The following is a 19,073-nucleotide window of genomic DNA, read 5'->3' on the forward strand; positions in this document are numbered from 1 at the left end:
TAAAAACATCGCCCCAAATATTCAAAATTTACCGATATTTTTGGTGCATCACAATCCATGGCCTGCCATAAAATATTTAACAGACAGATCTCTCAAAAGATCAATCAATCCTAGGCGAAAGCTGTTAAATAATCATGCAAAACAGGAACATTTTCTGCAATCATCAAGGGCTGATATTGCTGCAACACATCAACCGAATGTACACCATAACTGACCCCCACACGCGGCATGGCAATGTTTTTTGCCATTTCTAAGTCATAGCTGGTATCTCCAACCATGATCGCCTGCTCAGGTGCGACACCTGTAAAGGATAAAATTTCCTGCAACATTTGTGGATGCGGCTTCGATTTTGTTTCACTCGCAGCGCGGGTAATATCAAATAGGTTTTGACTATTGGTTTTCGCCAAAACACGGTCTAAACCACGACGGCTTTTTCCTGTTGCAACGGCCAGTTTAAAACCACGCTGTTTTAAATCATCCAGCATTTCAGCAACACCATGAAACCACTGGTCTTGTTGAGAGTTCTCGACATAATGGCTGGCATAATGCTCTAAAATAGACGGATGTAATTCAGGCACTTTCGGAAACAAGATCTGCATGACTTCTGGTAAACCTAAACCAATGATGCTTTTGGCTGCATCATCAGTTAATGGCTGATCAAATTGCTGTGCTGCATATAACAGGCTTTCTACAATTTGCCCAACAGAGTCAAATAATGTGCCATCCCAATCAAAAATAACTAGTTTTGGCTGATCTGGCATCATTTACCAAGCTCGACTAACAACTGTTGCATATCTTCAGGAAGTGCCGCTTCAATCGGTGCATATCCAGGAATATCTAAACGCATAGCATGTAAACACAAACGACGAGCTTCTGGCCCTGCATACGGGGTATTGTGTCCGTATTTGTCATCTCCTAATAAAGGATGACCAATACTTTGCCCATGCACACGGATCTGATGGGTACGTCCAGACAATGGCGAAGCATAAACCAAAGTTGCCAGTTTAAAGCGCTTCGCAACTTTCCATTCGGTTTGACTCGGCTTACCTTCTTTTGACACACGCACACGACGCTCGCCATTGGACAATTCGTAGCGTAATAAAGGCGCATCAATCAATTGCTGATCTAAACTCACCTGACCTTTTACAATGGCTGCATAGGTTTTACGAATTTTGTGCTCACGCAATAAATCTTGCAGATGTTTTAAGGTACTGCGCTTTTTGCTGATCATCACCAAACCCGAGGTATCTCGGTCAATTCGATGGATCAACTCTAAATATTTTTTGCCCGTTGCAATGCGTAAAGCCTCAATCAGACCATAAGCAACGCCACTACCACCATGCACCGCAATGCCTGAAGGTTTATTCACCACCAATAAACCTTCATCTTCATAGACAACGCGGCTCAGCAGGCCTTGAGCAACTTTATCGCTAACAGGTATAGCACTTTCATCTTTTTGTTCGTAACGAATAGGCGCAACACGAACCTGATCACCAATATCCAGACGTGTTTCAGCTTTAATCCGTTTTTTATTTACACGAACTTGCCCCTCTCGAATCAAACGATAAATCCGACTTTTCGGCACACCTTTTAACCGACTAAACAGAAAATTATCTATTCGTTGTCCTGCCTGATGTTCATCTACATCAAACCATGTGACACTTTGCCATTGCTGGTTGCTATTCATACAACTTGTTAAACCTTAAATTTGAATGATTTGGACAAATTTTAATCATTTAGTCCTGTTTTTTCACAATAAACTTCTGTTTAGCCCATAGGCAGATGCCATAAGGTTTGATATAGTCAGCGCACGGATACCACCGTAAGTGAGCAAATTATCAGCCAATTCAAAATCATGAATGGTACAAATGACAATTCCTCACCGCAAGCTCGGAAAGGTCCCAAAAGAATATGCCGACGCCGAAGGCTTATTATATCGGCAAATTTGTAAGCTGTTGTGTAAATTTGCACTTTTGCATACAAAACAGCTTACCCCAAAAAGATGTTGCCAGTTTAGGCTGGCTATTAAATGTAAACTGAAACACATCGAACAAGTCTTTCCTGATGACCCCCTTCGGGCAGAAGCACAAAGATGTATTGGAACTGTAGCATTTAGGCATCGATACGATGAACATTCCGTATCGGACTTTTTTCAAAGGACTGCTGCACAGGACTCATAAACCAATACACTGCTCTCTCCCCTAGACCCTCAGGTGACGTTTGTCGGGTAAGGATTAAAGCGTTTTTGCAAGTTTGATCAAGTATCCAAGAACCAGCGTTTACGCTGGAAAGTAGATAAAATATGCCGCAAAACGCATATTGCATTGTTCCTGTCTTACTTGAAATTTGCAGCGTAATAATAGACTTGTCGTTGTGCTTCAACGATTAGGTATTACACCCATGAAACGTATGTTGATTAATGCGACACATGCTGAAGAAGTTCGTGTTGCACTTATCACTGGTCATCGCCTTTACGACTTTGACCTTGAAAACCGCACTCGTGAACAAAAAAAATCCAATATCTATAAAGGTCATGTCACTCGCGTAGAGCCTTCCTTAGAAGCCGTTTTTGTTGAGTACGGCGCACAACGCCAAGGCTTTTTATCTATGCGTGAAATCGCGCGTAGCTATTTCAATGCAGATCCCCGCGATACAACCAATATCCGTGAACTGATTAGCGAAGGTACAGAACTGCTTGTTCAGGTTGAAAAAGAAGAACGTGGCAATAAAGGCGCGGCGCTTTCAACGTATATCTCACTCGCAGGCCGTTATTTAGTTCTTATGCCAAACAACCCGAAAGGGGGTGGTATTAGCCGTCAGATTTCAGGTTCAGTACGTGAAGAACTCAAAGAAATGTTGGCGTCTTTAAATATCCCACGTGGCATGAGCGTGATTGTTCGTACCGCAGGCATCGGACGCAGCCAAGAAGAACTTCAACTTGACTTGCAACACTTGCTTGACCTTTGGGCACAAATTCAAAATACAGCCAGCTCTGGTCCATCACCAATGCTCGTGCATCAAGAAGCAGGTGTTGTAACACGTGCTATCCGTGATTATTTACGTGATGATGTGGCTGAAATTTTAATTGATAGCGAACAGGCGTTTAACGAAGCATATAATTTCGTTAAAGCAGTTATGCCAAATCAAATCGACAAGCTCAAAACCTATACCTTAAACGAGCCTTTATTTGCGCATTTCGGTATCGAAAGTCAAATCCAAACTGCTTATGAGCGTGAAGTAAAACTTCCATCTGGCGGTTCAATCGTGATTGACCAAACCGAAGCATTGGTGTCTATCGATATCAACTCTGCAAAATCAACTCGTGGTCACGATGTTGAAGAAACAGCACTCAACACCAACCTTGAAGCAGCAGAAGAAATTGCACGCCAATTACGTTTACGTGATATTGGCGGTCTGGTTGTTATCGACTTCATTGATATGACCAAAGAACGCAACCAGCGCATGGTTGAAGCCAAACTTCGTGAAGCCACTCAGAGTGACCGTGCCCGTATTCAATTCGGCCAATTGTCTCGTTTTGGCCTAATGGAAATGAGCCGTCAGCGTTTACGTCCGTCTCTTGAAGAAGCAACGGGTTATGTTTGCCCACGCTGTCATGGCACAGGCATGGTACGTGACTTACGTTCATTGTCATTGTCGATTATGCGTAAGGTTGAAGAAATTGCATTACGTGAACGTCACGGTGAAGTGCAAGTTGAAGTACCTGTTGAAATTGCAGCATTCTTGTTGAATGAAAAGCGTCATAGCCTTGTGTATCTTGAACAAACATCAAATGTTCGCATCACAGTACTGCCTCATCCACATTTAGAAACACCACATTACGAAATTCAATACAACCCTGAAGGATTTGCCCCAACAAGCTACGAACGTACAGAAGCAACTCGTTCAAGCGAAAAAGAATTGGGTTATGAATCTTCTGAGTGGCACCTTGAAGATCAGGAAACGCCTGCTCAACCTGCTGCAACAGACAACCGCAATAAAAAAGCAGCTGTTGCAGAAAAAGTAGTTCAGACAACTGCACCAGCAGCTGTCGCTAAGCCGATGGCTTCAACAAGCCCATGTGCATGGCTTGAGAACCTGTTCGTTCAAAAACAAGCACATACCATTGATCAATCACGTAGCGCAAACAATGCCGCGGCTGCTATTGAACAAATGGTAAACAATGGTGCAGTCAGCCGTGGACAATTTGGTCAAGTCCGAACCCCTGCTGTTGCTCAAACGCAAGTGGTTGAAGCAGCGCCTACCCAAAACAATAACGCTAATAATGCGTATCTTTCACCTTCATCTGTTGCAGTAAAACAAGACAAACGTGAAGAGAAAGAAGATAAAACTCACCGCCAAAATAAAAAGCGTAATAACAAGCAGCAACAACCTAAAGAAGCTCGTGAAGTTCAACCTGAACAGAACCATCAGGTACACGAAGAAGTTGTGCAGTTATCACGTCAGGAAATGCGCGAGTTAAAACGTCAACAAAAACGTCAGCAGCAAGAACCGCACCATACTGAACAAGCACATGTTCAGGAAGAAACAACTGCTGTTCCACGTCGTGACCGTAACCAACAACGTCCTCAACGACCAAACCGCCATCGTGATGCAACTGTACTTCAAAATAACAATGAAGAAACAGCGGTAACACCAACACAACCTCAAGCACCTGTCCATGCGCCAGTAGCTCAAGCCCCAGCGGTTAAGGTTGAATTGGTTGATGCGCCACGCAACACCGAAATGGCAACAGCTTTGGTTGTGAATGCAGACCGTGCAACACGTGAAATTGTTGCAATTACACCATCACAACGTGTTGAACAACGCGTAACTGAAACTGTAACTGCTGATGAAAGTGTTGTTGTAGCGCCTGTCGTTGAAAAAGTTGCAGAAGACACACCTAAAAAAGCTGAAACGGCAGCCAAAACTGAAGTTGCTCATGCTCAGGAAAAATCTGCACCAAAACGTGCAGCAAATGATCCTCGTATGCGTCGTCGTCAGCAAAAGCATGCGGCACAGCGTACTAATACTGCTCAAATCCGCCCAAGTCAGATTCCTGCTTTGGCATCATATACAATAGGCAGCTTAATTCGTCATGTGTATGGCGAAGACTGCTCCGTACTGGTTGAGCAATTTGGTTTAGTACAAACATTTAATCGTGCATTGGTCAAATTTACTGAACAATACGCAGATGAAATGACAACGACCCAAACTGGTCAATCAGAAGCGGAAAAAGCACCTGTAACACGGGATGCAGTTGTGCCAACCAAAGATACTGTTGAAGCAGAACCTGCTCCAGTACTACCGTTGACACCACCGCAAGAACCGAAAGTACGTGTTGCCAACGACCCTCGTGAACGTCGTCGTCTAGCAAAACTTGCGGCTGAACAAGCACAAGAGCAGGCGAAAGCACAGCACCTTAAAGAAGAGGCTGAGCAACGTATCCAACCTCAGGAAGCTGTTGCAGAAGTCACATCAACAACAGAAGTGATTGAAGCAGAAGCACCTGTGCAAGTTGTTGAGGTAACGGCTGAACAGGCTCAACCGACTCAAGCTGAATTGGCGATTGAAACAGCCTCTTCAGAGCAACCTGCTGTTGAGGAAACACAACTTGTTTCAGAACAAGCTGTTGAAACACCTGAGCCGATTGTAGAAGCGGTTGTAGAAACGACGATTGATGTTGAATCAAATGAAGATGAAGCCGAAACGGTTGATTCAGAGATTGAACCAGCAAAAACAAAAGCGTCGAAAGTAAAAGCCAGTGCAGAAAAATCGATTCGCCCGCGTCGTCCACGTGGTCGTCCACCTAAAAAAGCAGTCACTACACCGACTGAGTAATCAATAGGTGAAAAAAACCGCTTTAGCCCCGTGCTTAAGCGGTTTTTTATTGCGCCCAATTTAGAACTACACCAAAAGCTGACGCCATCTACAACCGTGAATATGCTTTTGCTATCCAGCAACTCTTCCCTCTCTAAATGAATCATGACTTCGACTTTCTAACTCAAAACAACCTAAGTTCTCATAACATTTAACTTTTTAATTAGCGTCATATTTTATTCAATCTTACTTAATTGCCTATCCAGATTCTTCTCGGTTTAACCACGAAACCTCATTATTTTGTCTAAAAAACCAGAGTTTTTGCATTTTTTTTAGGCTAAAAGCCAAATTTTGCATTTTTTATATACAGTTAATGCATTGTTTTTAAATTTTCTCTTGTCATTATTCAATATCTTGCTACAATACGCACCATCAAGACGATATGGGTCGTTAGCTCAGCTGGTAGAGCAGCGGACTTTTAATCCGTTGGTCCCGCGTTCGAATCGCGGACGACCCACCATATATTGATTTGATCCCGATGGGTCGTTAGCTCAGCTGGTAGAGCAGCGGACTTTTAATCCGTTGGTCCCGCGTTCGAATCGCGGACGACCCACCAAGATTCTAAAAAATCCTCTCTTTTTGAGAGGATTTTTTTTGCCTACTATTTTCTCTTTCAAATTTGCTACATTGTGAACAGATCTATTCTTTAAATTAGAAATCCGACCCTTTACATAATTTAACGTTTTTCTGATGCTTTGGTCTTTAAAGTCAGCGTTCTTTCCCCCAAATTATTAATCAGATCTTGTATCGTCTTAAATACTTACATTTTTTAGGAGATCTATATGTCCCAATCTGGTTTATATCGTTCTACTCGCCAACATATGATTGCAGGTGTGATGGGAGGTATTGCCGAACGTTTTGGGTGGAATGCCAATCTTTTGCGCATTATTTTCGTTTTTGTTTCAGTAATGAGTGCAGCCTTTCCTGGCATTTTAGTTTATTTAATTTTATGGATGGTGATGCCTAAAAACCAAGCTCAGCTCCATCACCCTCAACAACAAAGTTATACTTCACAAAACATCAAAACAGTTCACGAAGAAAAACCACTCTAATTTGTTTTCATACATTCGTGATCATAGGATTTATGATCACGATGTCTGGTCTTTTAATTTATTTATATAGCCCTAATTTCTTAAAATATGCACTTGTTGCTGTAAAGCAGCAATCATATCTGCACGACTAATGATGCCGACTAATTTTTGTTGCTCAACAATAGGGATGTAATTAAACGATTTTTCCACAAAATAAGGTGTCAAATCTTCAATCGGTTGCGTTGCTTGTACCGTTACCACTTTACGATTCATAATTTGTTTAACCAGATGCTCCCACGGCGCACGCGGCTCAGCAATTCGCTTAAACCATTCCACGACTTCATAAAGTGCCAGTGTTCCAACCAAATGAGATTCTTCATTGACTACAGGCAGACTCATTAAATTCATTTCTTTAAATTTAAGTAAAGCTTCTTCAATTTCATCATTTTCATGTAAGGTAATCACGTCCTTACTCATAATGTCACGACAAACATAATCATGCGGTTCGCGTTGCTGCGCATGTTGTTGTGCTTCCAAAATGATTTTTTCCAATTGATATTGGCTAATGTCTAGCAATTCAGTCTGATGATCTAAAACATCCTGAATATCTTGCGGTTGAATGGTGACTTTTTGAGTCGGTGTTGGGTCTGTTGAACGCACATTGAGATGCAGTTTTTGTGGATATTGGCGACCCATAAGTCGGTTAAACACAATCGCCATCATTAACAGCAAAACTGAGTTTAAAAAAACAGGATAAAAAATAAATTTAAATCCTAAATGATGAATTGCATCTCCCCCCAGAACAGCCGTCATGGCTACCGCACCACCCGGTGGATGTAAGGAATCTGTACTCATCATCACAAAAATAGCACAGGCTGCCGCCAAGCTTAATGCAATGGTCGTATCTGGAATATATTTAGCACAAAGAACACCAATCAAGGCAGCCAACGCATTGCCCACAACCACATTCCACGGTTGGGCTAACGGACTAGAGGGAACGGCAAATAGTAATACCGAAGATGCCCCCATGGGTGCGATATACCATGCATTTAATCCACCAAGCAACCACCAACTCATCCATGAGGAAATTGCTAAACCAAGTAATGCTCCTAAGGCACATAGCCCTCTTTCTTTTATGGGTAAAAGTTTAAAATGAGGTTTAAATTGTGCCAGTTTTAAATACATCTTCCTCACATCCATTTGTTTTTAGACAGAATCATTATAAAAATTAAATCTTAAAGATATATTTATTTTATATCTTATATAATCCAATACTTTTATTTTAATTGAGATCTCCAAATTTAGAATCAGATATTTCATAACAAATTGAGGATTATCTTAAAATAAGCCGAGTCTTTTTATTCTCAAGCTCCAGACCAATCACCTCCCATCCTCAAGAAATCTCCAACTTAAACCTTTGCCACTCCCCTGTAAAATCCTTATACTTATGGACAATTTTTCTCATAATTTCGTGGATGCTACATGAGTCGCGCCATCTCGCATATTGATACTTTTCAGGGCTTAATTCTTGCCCTACAAAACTACTGGGCCGAACAAGGCTGTGTTGTACTGCAACCTTATGATATGGAAATGGGCGCAGGGACATTCCACACTGCAACTTTCTTACGTGCTCTAGGGCCTGAAAAATGGAATGCGGCATACGTTCAACCGTCACGTCGTCCTAAAGATGGCCGCTATGGTGAAAACCCAAACCGTTTGCAACATTATTACCAGTTCCAAGTGGTATTGAAGCCAAACCCAGACAACATTCAACAGCTTTATCTCGACTCTTTAAAAGCAATCGGGATTGATACGCTTACTCACGACATTCGTTTCGTAGAAGACAACTGGGAATCTCCAACGCTTGGCGCATGGGGCTTAGGTTGGGAAGTTTGGCTTAATGGTATGGAAGTCACTCAGTTCACTTACTTCCAACAAGTGGGTGGTATCGAATGTTATCCAGTAACAGGCGAAATCACTTACGGTTTAGAACGTCTTGCGATGTACCTTCAAGGTGTGGACTCAGTTTATGACCTCGTTTGGACCAAAGGCCAATTTGGTACTGTGACTTATGGTGATGTATTCCATCAAAATGAAGTTGAGCAATCAACTTATAACTTTGAATACGCTCCAGTTGAAAAACTATTTGAATTATTCGATTTTTACGAATCAGAAGCCAACCGCTTAATTGAAGCAAAACTTCCGCTTCCTGCTTATGAGCAAGTGGTTAAAGCATCTCATACCTTTAACTTGCTTGATGCACGTGGCGCAATTTCTGTAACTGAGCGTCAACGCTACATTTTACGTGTGCGTACTTTGGCGCGTGCGATTGCACAAAGTTATGTTCAAGCGCGTGCAGAACTTGGCTTCCCAATGGCAGAACCACACTTACGTGATGAAGTATTGGCACAGTTAAAAGCACAAGCTGAAAGTGAAGCAGCAAAGGCGGAGAAAAACTAATGAGCAAACATACTGTTTTATTCGAACTTGGCTGTGAAGAGCTTCCACCAAAAAGCTTAAAAACGTTACGTGATGCTTTAAAAGCAGAAACGGTAAAAGGTTTAAAAGATGCAGGCTTAAACTTCGCATCAGTTGAAGCTTATGCGGCTCCACGTCGTTTAGCGCTTAAAATTGTCGATGTGGATGCTGCGCAAGCGGACACACAAAAACGCTTTGATGGCCCTGCTGTTCAAGCAGCTTACGATGCAGAAGGCAAAGCAACTAAAGCACTCGAAGGCTTTATGCGTGGTCAAGGCATTACGGTTGATCAGCTTTCTACTTTCCAAGCAGGTAAAGTTGAAAAAGTTTGCTATTTTAAAGATGTAAAAGGTCAAAGTCTTGACGCTTTACTTCCACAGATTTTGCAAACTGCGCTAGACAACTTACCAATTGCGAAACGTATGCGTTCTGCCACTAGCCGTACCGAATTTGTACGTCCAGTGAAATGGGTTGTTTTACTTAAAGATGATCAAGTGGTTGAAGCAACGATTCAAGACCACAAAGCCGGTAATGTGACGTATGGTCACCGTTTCCATGCCCCTGAAGCTGTGACTTTAGCGCATGCAAATGACTATTTAGCTGCTTTAGAAAAAGCTTACGTTGTTGCGAACTTTGAAAAACGTCAAGCAACCATTCAAGAACAAGTGAAAAAGTTGGCTGATGAAGTAAATGCAACTGCGATTGTGCCAAGTAGCTTACTTGACGAAGTGACTGCACTCGTGGAATGGCCTGTTGCACTCCGTGCAAGCTTCGAAGAACGCTTCCTTGCGGTTCCTCAAGAAGCACTGATTACCACCATGCAAGACAACCAGAAGTACTTCTGCTTGATCAATGCGGAAGGTAAATTACAGCCTTACTTCATTACTGTTTCAAACATTGAGTCTAAAGATCCGATTCAAATTATTGAAGGTAATGAAAAAGTTGTTCGTCCTCGTTTATCTGATGCCGAATTCTTCTTCTTACAAGACCAAAAGCAACCGCTTGCATCTCGTAAAGAAAAACTAGCAAACATGGTATTCCAAGCACAACTCGGTACGCTTTGGGATAAATCAACACGTATTGCAAAACTTGCTGTTGCATTATCTGCAATCACTGGCGCAAACCCAGCCGATGCTGAAAAAGCGGCATTACTTGCTAAATGCGACTTAACTTCAGAGCTTGTTGGTGAGTTCCCAGAACTTCAAGGTATTGCGGGTACTTACTACGCACGTATTGAAGGTGAAAACACTGAAGTTTCTGAAGCTTTAGGCGAGCAATATTTACCAAAATTTGCGGGTGATGTTTTACCAAAAACAAAAACTGGTACAACGATTGCTCTTGCTGACCGTTTAGATACCCTAGTTGGTATTTTCGGTATTGGACAAGCGCCTACAGGTTCTAAAGACCCGTTTGCGCTTCGCCGTTCAGCAATTGGTATCTTACGTTTAATCATTGAAAATGAATTAGACGTAACCATTGAAGAGTTAGTAAATCTTGCACTTCAAGGTTATGGCGATATCGTTAAAGATCACGACAAAACTCGCGCTGATGCTGTTGCATTCTTGGAAGGTCGTTACCGTGCCAAGTATGAAGACCAAGGCGTTGCAGTTGACGTACTTCAAGCCGTTCAAGCACTTGCACCAAAATCTCCACTCGATTTTGACAAGCGTGTGAATGCAGTTAATCACTTCCGCACACTACCTGAAGCTGCTGCACTTGCTGCTGCAAATAAACGTGTTGCAAACATTCTTGCGAAAGAAGCGGCACCAGAAGGTTCTATCGTTGAAGCAAGCTTGGTTGAAGACGCTGAAAAAGCATTATTTGCTGAGCTTCAAGCAGTGACTCCAGTTGTTGAGCCATTACTTGCAGCAAAAGACTACACTGCTGCCCTATCTAAGCTTGCAGCACTTCGCGCACCGATTGATGCATTCTTTGATGGCGTAATGGTAATGGCAGATGATGCTGACCTGAAGGCAAACCGTTTACGTTTATTGGCTCAGTTGCGTCACTTGTTTACTGCTGTGGCTGATGTGAGTGTATTACAGGGGTAATTAGCTCATTATTAAATAAAGGGATCTTTTATAGATCCCTTTATTTATTTTTTAAATTAAACAAAGTCTTTAATCTCCTCTAAACTTTTCGATGGCTCAAACCACATAAAATCATAATCAGCTACATCATGAAGAAAAAACGGATCATTTTTCATGATATCTTGTGCTTCTTCAACTGAATCCGTTAAAACTAAAATCACCCCACCTACACGGTTTTCTCGACGTCCCGAAGCTAGAAATTTCTTTTGCACATAATATTGGTCTAAAAATGCAATATGATCTTTTAACACTGCATCGACTTCGGTTAATGGTTTTTTATAAGTTAAGGTGACAACGATCATTTTTTATCTCTTATTCATCACGTGATTTTAAACTTGCACAAAAACAAAATTGACGTCAATTCATCAATTTATATTTTCTTTAAACATCCTACGCCTCGAAAACCAATTCATCAACACGATGCTGCCAATAATCAATATCCCACCCAATAAAACCACCCATGATGGTCTTTCACTTAGAAACAAAACTGCCAGACTCATCGCGACCATCGGCGAACAATATAAAAAATTTGACGCAATCGTTAACGGCATATTTTTAAGTACATTGCCCCACAGCACATACGCCAAAGCACTTGGAAAAATCCCCAACAAAAAGACAGACATATTCGCCTGCCAAGTAGCATGTAAAATGTCATCAGACAAATGGGCATTGTAGAACAATAAAGGAATGCTACCGAACCAAATGACATAACACATCATGCTCAAAGCATCATAATTTAAGTTAAATTTTTGATATAAATTAAAATAAATCGCCCAAGCAATAGCCGCCAGAACAATCAAAAGGCTATAGGCACTCGGCATCCCCAAACCGTGATCTCCACTCACCACCAGAACCGCACCGCAAAGCCCCAATAAAATACACATCCATTGTTGAGCTAAAATTCGTTGCTTAAAAAACAAAGCTGAAAGAAGCAAAGTAAATAGCGGAATGGACTGGCTTAAAATACTCGATGCAACCGCACTAACATGCTGTTGTCCTATATTTAAAAACAAATGATGTAAAGTCACGGAAAATAAACCCAACACACAAAGTGCAGGAATATCTTTTCGTTTTAGCGGCTGAATTCCTTTTTTCATGACCAAAAGCAGCAAGAAAACCGATGCAATTAAAAAGCGCAGCAAGGCAATATGCTGTGGTGTATATGAATGTAATGCGCTATGTATGCCAATCGGTGAGTAGCCCCAGCACAATACAGTCATTGCAATATAAACATAAAGTTTGGTCGGTTGTGGCTGTACTTGAACAGCAGATATTGTGGTCATCAGGTTCTACATCGTATTCAATTCCCTTTCAGAATAATCGGCTAGAACAATGAAAAAAATTAACTTATATTGATCTAATAATTCTGTTTGAGTGAATGATGATGGAGATTCATCAACTGAGAATGTTTCAAAGCATTGTTGAATGCGGCAGTATGGTGCAGGCAGCGCAACAGTTACATTGTGTACCATCAAATGTCACAACGCGAATTAAACAACTCGAACAGGAACTTGGAACCGAGCTATTTCATCGTGAAGGGAAACGCCTGCAACTCACCGCATCGGGGGAAATTTTTTTAGGCTATTGCCATAAAATTTTAGCACTCTGCGATGAAGCAAAACAAAGTGTTCACCCCGATGCACCGCCTTCTGGGCCGTTAAAAATCGGGGCGATTGAATCTTCCGCAACCACTCGTCTACCGCATTTACTGGCAAAATTTCATCAGCTTTACCCAGATGTTTCGGTTCAGATTATTACAGGTACATGGAAACAACTGTTACTTGATGTCAGTCAACATAAACTCGATGGTGCTATTGTGGCGGGAAATATCGAATTTCCTCTTCTCAATAAACTCAATATTTATCAAGAGGACATGGTACTGATTGCTCCGCCTTCTTTTGACGAAATTCGGTGTCAGGAAGATCTGATTGGCAAAGAAATTTTTATGTGGACTGAAGGCTGTCCTTATCGTGCAGCACTTGAAGCATGGTTAAAACTCAAGAATATCTCGCTGCCAATCACCAGCATTACCAGTTATACCACCATTATTGGTTGCGTCAGTGCAGGCTCTGGGGTGTCTTTAGTGCCCAAAAGTATTTATGAACAATATAGACATTATGCTCATTTTAAAGGTTATGCATTTAAGCAATTGAGTTCTATGCAAAATATCTTTTTCTGGCATCAAAATATTCATCATCACAAAGCAAGGGATGCTTTTTTAAACCTGATTCAATCTGAATTTGCTCCATCTCTTGCATAGAAATGTGATCAGATGATTTTGATCGTTGCGAAATCGTATTAATTTCTTCTTTTTTATGCCTGAGTGTTATGGAAGGCTCTACAATAAAACCATGTTTTATCGTTAGGGATTTTGGCAAACATATGAAGATTTGGCCTTTGATGCTGATTACAACCATCACACTTTCAAACACAGCGTTGTTTGCAAAAGTCGTAGATCAACAAGGTGTCCGCACCATTCAGTCCGAAGAAAAAACCCAGCTTCCAGATAACCCAAGTTTAGGGCGTGTTTTACTCTATAGAACAGGGAAAACCATTGAACGGATTGGCAATGCAACCCAACGTGGGGCCAATAAAGCATCGAATAAAATTTCGCAAAAATGGAACAATACCCAGCAGTACCGAACCGAAGCTGGTCAATCGATTCAACAAAAAACTACCGAAATTAAAGATGTGACTTCTGAAAAATGGCAAGAAACCAAAGAGGTCGTCACGGGTCAGCGTCCTGCGGGAACACAAGTCCCTATTGAACAAGGTAGTCTAAGCCAATAAACAGACCTAGACACCAGACAACCTGTGACTAAGCCACTTGGCGAATAGGCTGCCCTGAAAGAAAAGCCGCAGCATTTTCGGCAAGTTGTTGCACAATGCGCTGACGTGCCTGTGAACTGCCCCATGCTGAATGTGGAGTGATAATGAGGTTTGGTAGGTTCTGGTCGAGTAAAATATTGCCTTGTTTGGGCGGTTCGACTGTAAGAACATCGGTTGCTGCACCTGCAATTTTACCCTGTTGTAGCGCCTCTGCCAGTGCCTGTTCATTCACAACGCCGCCTCGTGCCGTATTAATTAAAAATGCACTAGATTTCATACGTGCCAATTCAGCTTCCCCAATTAAGTTTCGGGTGTGTTCTGTCAGTGGACAATGTAGCGTTAAAATATCGACTTGGGGCAGTAAAACATCCAATGCGAGACGTTCTGCATGTACTGGGCGATGAGGTAAATTGCCTACCACTACCTTCATACCTAAAGCTGTTGCCAAACGCGCAACTCCTTTGCCTAATTCGCCATAACCTAAAATACCTAATGTCTTGCCTGACAATTCAACAATTGGATAATCGAGAAAACAAAACTGTTCTGACGTTTGCCAACGCCCCTGCTGTACAGCGTTATGATAACGAATTAAATTGGTCGCCAAAGCAAACATCAGTGCAATGGCATGTTGTGCCACCGAGGTTGTACCGTAGCCCTGACAGTTACTCACCACAATTCCCTTTGCCTGTGCTGTAGCAAGATTGACATTATTCACCCCCGTCGCTGAAACCAAAATCAATTTAAGCTTTGGCAATTGGGCAAGGATTTCGGCAGTTAAATAGACTTTATTGACAATCGCAATATCTGCATCAATGAGACGTTCCACAACCTGTTCAGGTGCTGTCGCAGCATAAAGTTCCAGTTCAGGCAAAACTGACTTTAATGGGCTAAAATCTAAATCGTGTTGATCTAAAGCGGAATAATCCAGAAATACAGCTTTGAGTGTCATGTGCCTTCTCCTTGATGATGAATCTGTCAGCCCATTCACCATACACGCTTTTTTCGACACATTTAAAGAAAAAAAGCAGAAGGTGTTGAATCTTCTGCTTTTCGTCTGTTTATCCATTAGACAAGTTTGAACTTTTCTTCGTCTTGCACAGGTGGATCAACGAAATAACACATGCCCAAGTCATCACTGCGTAAGTTTTGTTGTTTATAACTCAACACATAAAATTCGGGATATTTTTTCAGCACAATTGGACTCATATCTGACGATAAAGCATCATCTTCTTTCACCAGTTTCATCACATTGCGGTCATTCATCGCCACAAGATAGCGTTCGCCATTGAGTTCAATTTTGACAATACAGGTGGCTTTAGTCATCAATGGAATCAGATATTTATGATTCAGTTGAATCGCATCGAGTGGGTAACTTTCAATTTTATTGCTAATGATGTTGAATACCAGAAAATGCCCATAATGATCTTGCAATTGACTACGGGTATTTTCTACTGGTAAGTTGACCTTAATCCCCAGTTTTTGCAAATCCTGCTCAGTGACTTGGCGTTTACTGAGCATAATCCGCGTGATCATTTGCTTTAAACTGGCGTCAAAATATTGATCGTCCAGTTGCATGTGATTGCTGCGCAAAATACGCCCCAATGCAGCACTATGTCGTGTCAACAAGTTACGAACCACTGTGCGGTAATAAAACTTGCTGTTCTTTTTCACGCGGCGCATTTCTTGGTAAAAATAGTTTTTATCCCAAGGGTGGCGAATAAAGTCGTTTAATAAACTCGAACTTGCCAAAACAGACAGCGCGTCATGTCCTGTAAATGGCAAATGCAGTGTATACACACTTGCCAACTGTTGTTTAATTTTTAAATAATGCTCACGGTCTTCGGCATAGTACGGATCGTAAACAATAATGTATTCACTTTCTGGTGAAACATCCTCAGGACAAATCTGCATGTCACGATGTAATGCCACATCAAAAAATTCGGCATAACGGCGGTCATCCACCTGTTGAGGATCGATGCTGTATTGAGGAACGAAAGCGATAATCCTGTTCATCTTTAGCAGTTTCGAATACTTGATTGCCGCATAACCGCCCATAGAACCGCCATAGCCAATCACTGTATCGAACTGGTCTAAAATAGGCTGCACATGTTGCATCATGTTTTGCATACTACTGACTGGAAACCATGACTTTTGCTTTGGCATAATACCAATAACATTGTAGTCATATTTCGCTAATGATTTCTCGGCATTAATGCTCAACCCTTTGGCACGGGTAATGAGATCGCCAAACGAAAAAATCAATTCTTTCGAATTTCCTTTCAGAAAAATAACTCTGATTTGTTCGTCTTCAAAAATAATTTGTTTATCCATTACCGTACCGAAACATCAAGATGGGTGAACTTGCGAGTAACAACTCACATTAAACTGAAAATTTGCAAAACGCTCTATTTTATAAAGCCTGTTCAGATTAAACAGGGCAAAAGATGACACATTTGTATGATCTTATTTAAGATCGCTATTGTTCATTAAAGTGATGCCTAAGTCTATGCTTCGTCCCCACTATTTCTAACGACAGAACATTCTTTTTTTTATTTTTGATATGCCTTTTTATGTCTGAAAATCTCAATCAAAAGCCGTCGTTACAACATCTGAGCAAGTCCGACAATGCCAAAGATGACCTTAATAGATCACGATAAATGTATTTTAGCTCAAAATCTTAATCAAATTGTCACATTGCTTGGATTGAATGTTAGCATTAATTTTGTCCGTATTAGGATTTGGGGTATGTATTATATAAAAACAGCAAGTGGTACTGATGCCTTACAACAACGTGATAGGCAATTGTCTGCCAAACAGCGTCAACTTCTTTTTCTGATCGGAACCACAGATTTTGAAAAGCTGCCACTTTCGCAGCAACAACGCCTATCGACACCTGAACTGGTTCAGAGTTTAATGGACCTCGGCTTTATAACAACACTCAATACCCAAACAACGCCCATTACACCAGAACCAAAGGCAATGCCGACCACAGAAAAGGCACTGTTTTCAAACAGCACATTAACGACTTCTGTACCCAATGAATCTGCACCCATTGAATCAAAAACAAATACAACAGCGTTCATGGAGCAACAACCAAATCAGCCCTCCGTTGAACAAAGTACAACACCATCTCCATCGATTAAATCTGAACCTGCCGTGTTTGATCAACCCAACACTGAACTTTTAAAATTAACCTTGTCAGATATGCAAGAGATGATGGTGGATACTTTACAGCGCCACGGAGGCTTGCTTGCCAAAAATCTGGTTCAACAAATTAAACAGTGCGCTACCGTGCATGAACTGAAAAAATGTCAAATGGCATGGGTCACGCTGCTTCAGGAAACACGATTACCTGCACAGCAACTCCAGCAACACATGAAGCAATTACAATTATTTTATCAACATCATACACAGTTGAATCCAAGTTAAAACTCACTTAGAGTAAAGCGATATTCATCAAATTTTGAGTGACATCATGCGGTCATCTTGGGGTACATTTGCCATGCTGTTGTGCTGTGGTCTACCATTAACTGCATGTATTATTGTCCCTGAAAGCACTCGTCAGGTCGAATCTACAACACGGGTCTATGTCAATGACCGTGCACGTGATACACAGGTAGAAATCAGCCGTCCGCAAGTCATTATTGTACAACCCCAATTCTACCCTTACCCAATGCCACGACCACCACGCTCAAATTGCCATATACAGTCCAATGGGTTATCTATGCCTCCTTTTCCTGTAGTTTGTGACTAAAAGTGCTTGCATCGGTGATTTGTACAGTCAGCTAAAATAACGTAAACAATGCTGAACATGACCACATCTGTTTTTTAAAAAAATTTTGAGATTAAAGCTATCAATACGGCAAAAAAATGCTTTTCACCAAAGCTGATTTAAAAAATTTGTATAAAAAATGCGACTTCTGTGCCTTCGCTTTCAACATTCTTTTAAAATGAAAACAATAACTTCAAGGAATGATTCACCATGCCAGACTTACATCCAACCGCGGCAAAGGGTTTTGGTACTGCCGCGGAACTTTATCAACAAACCCGCCCAAGTTATCCACAGGAGATCATTTCTTGGCTTAGAAATGATCTAAATTTAGGCACTCACGCCAAAGTCGTTGACCTTGCCGCAGGAACAGGAAAGTTTACAAGCTATATCAAACAGGTCACATCAGACATTATTGCCATCGAACCCGTTGAACAAATGCGGCAACAATTTTTGGCGATTCACCCAGACATTGCCATTCAAACTGCCTATAGCCATCAACTTCCGCTTGAAACAGCAAGCTACGATGCAGTGCTGTGCGCACAGGCTTTTCACTGGTTTTCAAATGCTGAAACCTTACAAGAAGTTCATCGTGTTCTTAAACTAGAAGGACATTTTGGTCTCATCTGGAATCAACGTGATACATCAACAGATTGGGTACAGGCAATTGCGGAACTGATTGCTCCTTTTGAAAAGGATACACCGCGTTACCATAGCGGACAGTGGAAGCATGCCTTTCAACAGCAAAACTGGTTTAAGCTCGACAGCGAACATCACTTTATCCATCCCCATATCGGCACAGTTGAACAGGTGGTGAGTAAACGTATTTTGTCCAGTAGCTTTATTGCAGCATTACCAACCGAACAGCAGCAACAGCTCAAACTTCAAATCGAAGACATCGTATTCCATGCTGTCGGCAAACAACCACAAGATGAAATCGCATTCCCTTATGTTACTTATGCATATGATTTTGTTCGTTTATAAATTTTAAAATTAGCC

The 19,073-nt window shown here is 41.4% G+C and carries 16 protein-coding genes and 2 tRNA genes; 11 read left to right on the plus strand and 7 right to left on the minus strand.

What is annotated here, in order from left to right; all coding sequences use genetic code 11:
- Nucleotides 1-110: 110 nt before the first annotated feature.
- Both ABDV70_RS08050 and ABDV70_RS08055 read right to left on the minus strand, forming a co-directional pair.
- The gene (locus tag ABDV70_RS08050) at nucleotides 111-761 is read right to left on the minus strand and encodes an HAD-IA family hydrolase (protein ID WP_343597073.1); all 651 of its coding nucleotides are present in this window, start codon (nucleotides 759-761) and stop codon (nucleotides 111-113) included.
- Complete coding sequence (locus ABDV70_RS08055) at nucleotides 761-1,687, minus strand: RluA family pseudouridine synthase (protein WP_343596880.1); 927 nt, start codon at nucleotides 1,685-1,687, stop codon at nucleotides 761-763. Before ABDV70_RS08055 ends, ABDV70_RS08050 begins: the two co-directional genes overlap by 1 nt.
- Before the next feature lie 713 nt (nucleotides 1,688-2,400).
- Here ABDV70_RS08055 and ABDV70_RS08060 point away from each other — a divergent pair.
- From ABDV70_RS08060 to ABDV70_RS08075, 4 genes are all read left to right on the plus strand, one after another.
- Nucleotides 2,401-5,838, plus strand: coding sequence for an Rne/Rng family ribonuclease (locus tag ABDV70_RS08060; RefSeq protein WP_343596882.1), 3,438 nt, complete (start codon nucleotides 2,401-2,403; stop codon nucleotides 5,836-5,838).
- 423 nt (nucleotides 5,839-6,261) lie between these two features.
- Nucleotides 6,262-6,337, plus strand: a tRNA-Lys gene (locus ABDV70_RS08065).
- A gap of 20 nt (nucleotides 6,338-6,357) precedes the next feature.
- A tRNA-Lys gene (locus ABDV70_RS08070) sits at nucleotides 6,358-6,433 on the plus strand.
- A 226-nt stretch (nucleotides 6,434-6,659) separates the two neighbouring features.
- Nucleotides 6,660-6,929, plus strand: a complete 270-nt coding sequence (locus tag ABDV70_RS08075) for a PspC domain-containing protein (protein WP_343596884.1) — start codon at nucleotides 6,660-6,662, stop codon at nucleotides 6,927-6,929.
- Nucleotides 6,930-7,001: 72 nt separating this feature from the next.
- Here the strand turns inward: ABDV70_RS08075 and ABDV70_RS08080 are convergent, their stop codons facing one another.
- Entirely contained in the window at nucleotides 7,002-8,108 is a 1,107-nt protein-coding gene (locus tag ABDV70_RS08080) for an HPP family protein (RefSeq protein ID WP_343596886.1), read from the minus strand.
- A 282-nt stretch (nucleotides 8,109-8,390) separates the two neighbouring features.
- Between ABDV70_RS08080 and glyQ the strand changes: the two genes are divergently transcribed.
- Together glyQ and glyS are read left to right on the plus strand one after the other, a co-directional pair.
- Complete coding sequence (gene glyQ / locus ABDV70_RS08085; protein ID WP_343596888.1) at nucleotides 8,391-9,368, plus strand: glycine--tRNA ligase subunit alpha; 978 nt, start codon at nucleotides 8,391-8,393, stop codon at nucleotides 9,366-9,368.
- Nucleotides 9,368-11,437 carry a glycine--tRNA ligase subunit beta gene (gene glyS / locus ABDV70_RS08090; RefSeq protein ID WP_343596890.1) on the plus strand — a complete coding sequence of 690 codons (2,070 nt, stop codon included), beginning with the start codon at nucleotides 9,368-9,370 and terminating at the stop codon, nucleotides 11,435-11,437. Before glyQ ends, glyS begins: the two co-directional genes overlap by 1 nt.
- Before the next feature lie 56 nt (nucleotides 11,438-11,493).
- Here the strand turns inward: glyS and ABDV70_RS08095 are convergent, their stop codons facing one another.
- Both ABDV70_RS08095 and ABDV70_RS08100 read right to left on the minus strand, forming a co-directional pair.
- On the minus strand, nucleotides 11,494-11,778 hold the full coding sequence (locus ABDV70_RS08095; protein ID WP_343596892.1) for a YciI family protein: 285 nt from the start codon (nucleotides 11,776-11,778) through the stop codon (nucleotides 11,494-11,496).
- Nucleotides 11,779-11,841: 63 nt separating this feature from the next.
- Entirely contained in the window at nucleotides 11,842-12,759 is a 918-nt protein-coding gene (locus tag ABDV70_RS08100) for an EamA family transporter (protein WP_343596894.1), read from the minus strand.
- 101 nt (nucleotides 12,760-12,860) lie between these two features.
- Between ABDV70_RS08100 and ABDV70_RS08105 the strand changes: the two genes are divergently transcribed.
- Together ABDV70_RS08105 and ABDV70_RS08110 are read left to right on the plus strand one after the other, a co-directional pair.
- Nucleotides 12,861-13,736, plus strand: coding sequence for a LysR family transcriptional regulator (locus ABDV70_RS08105; protein ID WP_343597075.1), 876 nt, complete (start codon nucleotides 12,861-12,863; stop codon nucleotides 13,734-13,736).
- Nucleotides 13,737-13,858: 122 nt separating this feature from the next.
- Complete coding sequence (locus tag ABDV70_RS08110; protein ID WP_343596896.1) at nucleotides 13,859-14,266, plus strand: hypothetical protein; 408 nt, start codon at nucleotides 13,859-13,861, stop codon at nucleotides 14,264-14,266.
- A 28-nt stretch (nucleotides 14,267-14,294) separates the two neighbouring features.
- Here the strand turns inward: ABDV70_RS08110 and ABDV70_RS08115 are convergent, their stop codons facing one another.
- Together ABDV70_RS08115 and ABDV70_RS08120 are read right to left on the minus strand one after the other, a co-directional pair.
- The gene (locus ABDV70_RS08115) at nucleotides 14,295-15,254 is read right to left on the minus strand and encodes a 2-hydroxyacid dehydrogenase (RefSeq protein WP_343596898.1); all 960 of its coding nucleotides are present in this window, start codon (nucleotides 15,252-15,254) and stop codon (nucleotides 14,295-14,297) included.
- A 116-nt stretch (nucleotides 15,255-15,370) separates the two neighbouring features.
- On the minus strand, nucleotides 15,371-16,636 hold the full coding sequence (locus tag ABDV70_RS08120) for a hypothetical protein (RefSeq protein WP_343596899.1): 1,266 nt from the start codon (nucleotides 16,634-16,636) through the stop codon (nucleotides 15,371-15,373).
- A gap of 414 nt (nucleotides 16,637-17,050) precedes the next feature.
- Between ABDV70_RS08120 and ABDV70_RS08125 the strand changes: the two genes are divergently transcribed.
- From ABDV70_RS08125 to ABDV70_RS08135, 3 genes are all read left to right on the plus strand, one after another.
- Nucleotides 17,051-17,734, plus strand: coding sequence for a hypothetical protein (locus tag ABDV70_RS08125; protein ID WP_343596901.1), 684 nt, complete (start codon nucleotides 17,051-17,053; stop codon nucleotides 17,732-17,734).
- 46 nt (nucleotides 17,735-17,780) lie between these two features.
- On the plus strand, nucleotides 17,781-18,059 hold the full coding sequence (locus tag ABDV70_RS08130; protein ID WP_343596902.1) for a hypothetical protein: 279 nt from the start codon (nucleotides 17,781-17,783) through the stop codon (nucleotides 18,057-18,059).
- 228 nt (nucleotides 18,060-18,287) lie between these two features.
- A complete protein-coding gene (locus ABDV70_RS08135) occupies nucleotides 18,288-19,058 on the plus strand; it encodes a class I SAM-dependent methyltransferase (RefSeq protein WP_343596904.1) in 771 nt (256 codons plus the stop codon).
- Nucleotides 19,059-19,073 lie beyond the last annotated feature (15 nt).

This window comes from Acinetobacter sp. (assembly GCF_039596015.1).
GTDB lineage: Bacteria > Pseudomonadota > Gammaproteobacteria > Pseudomonadales > Moraxellaceae > Acinetobacter.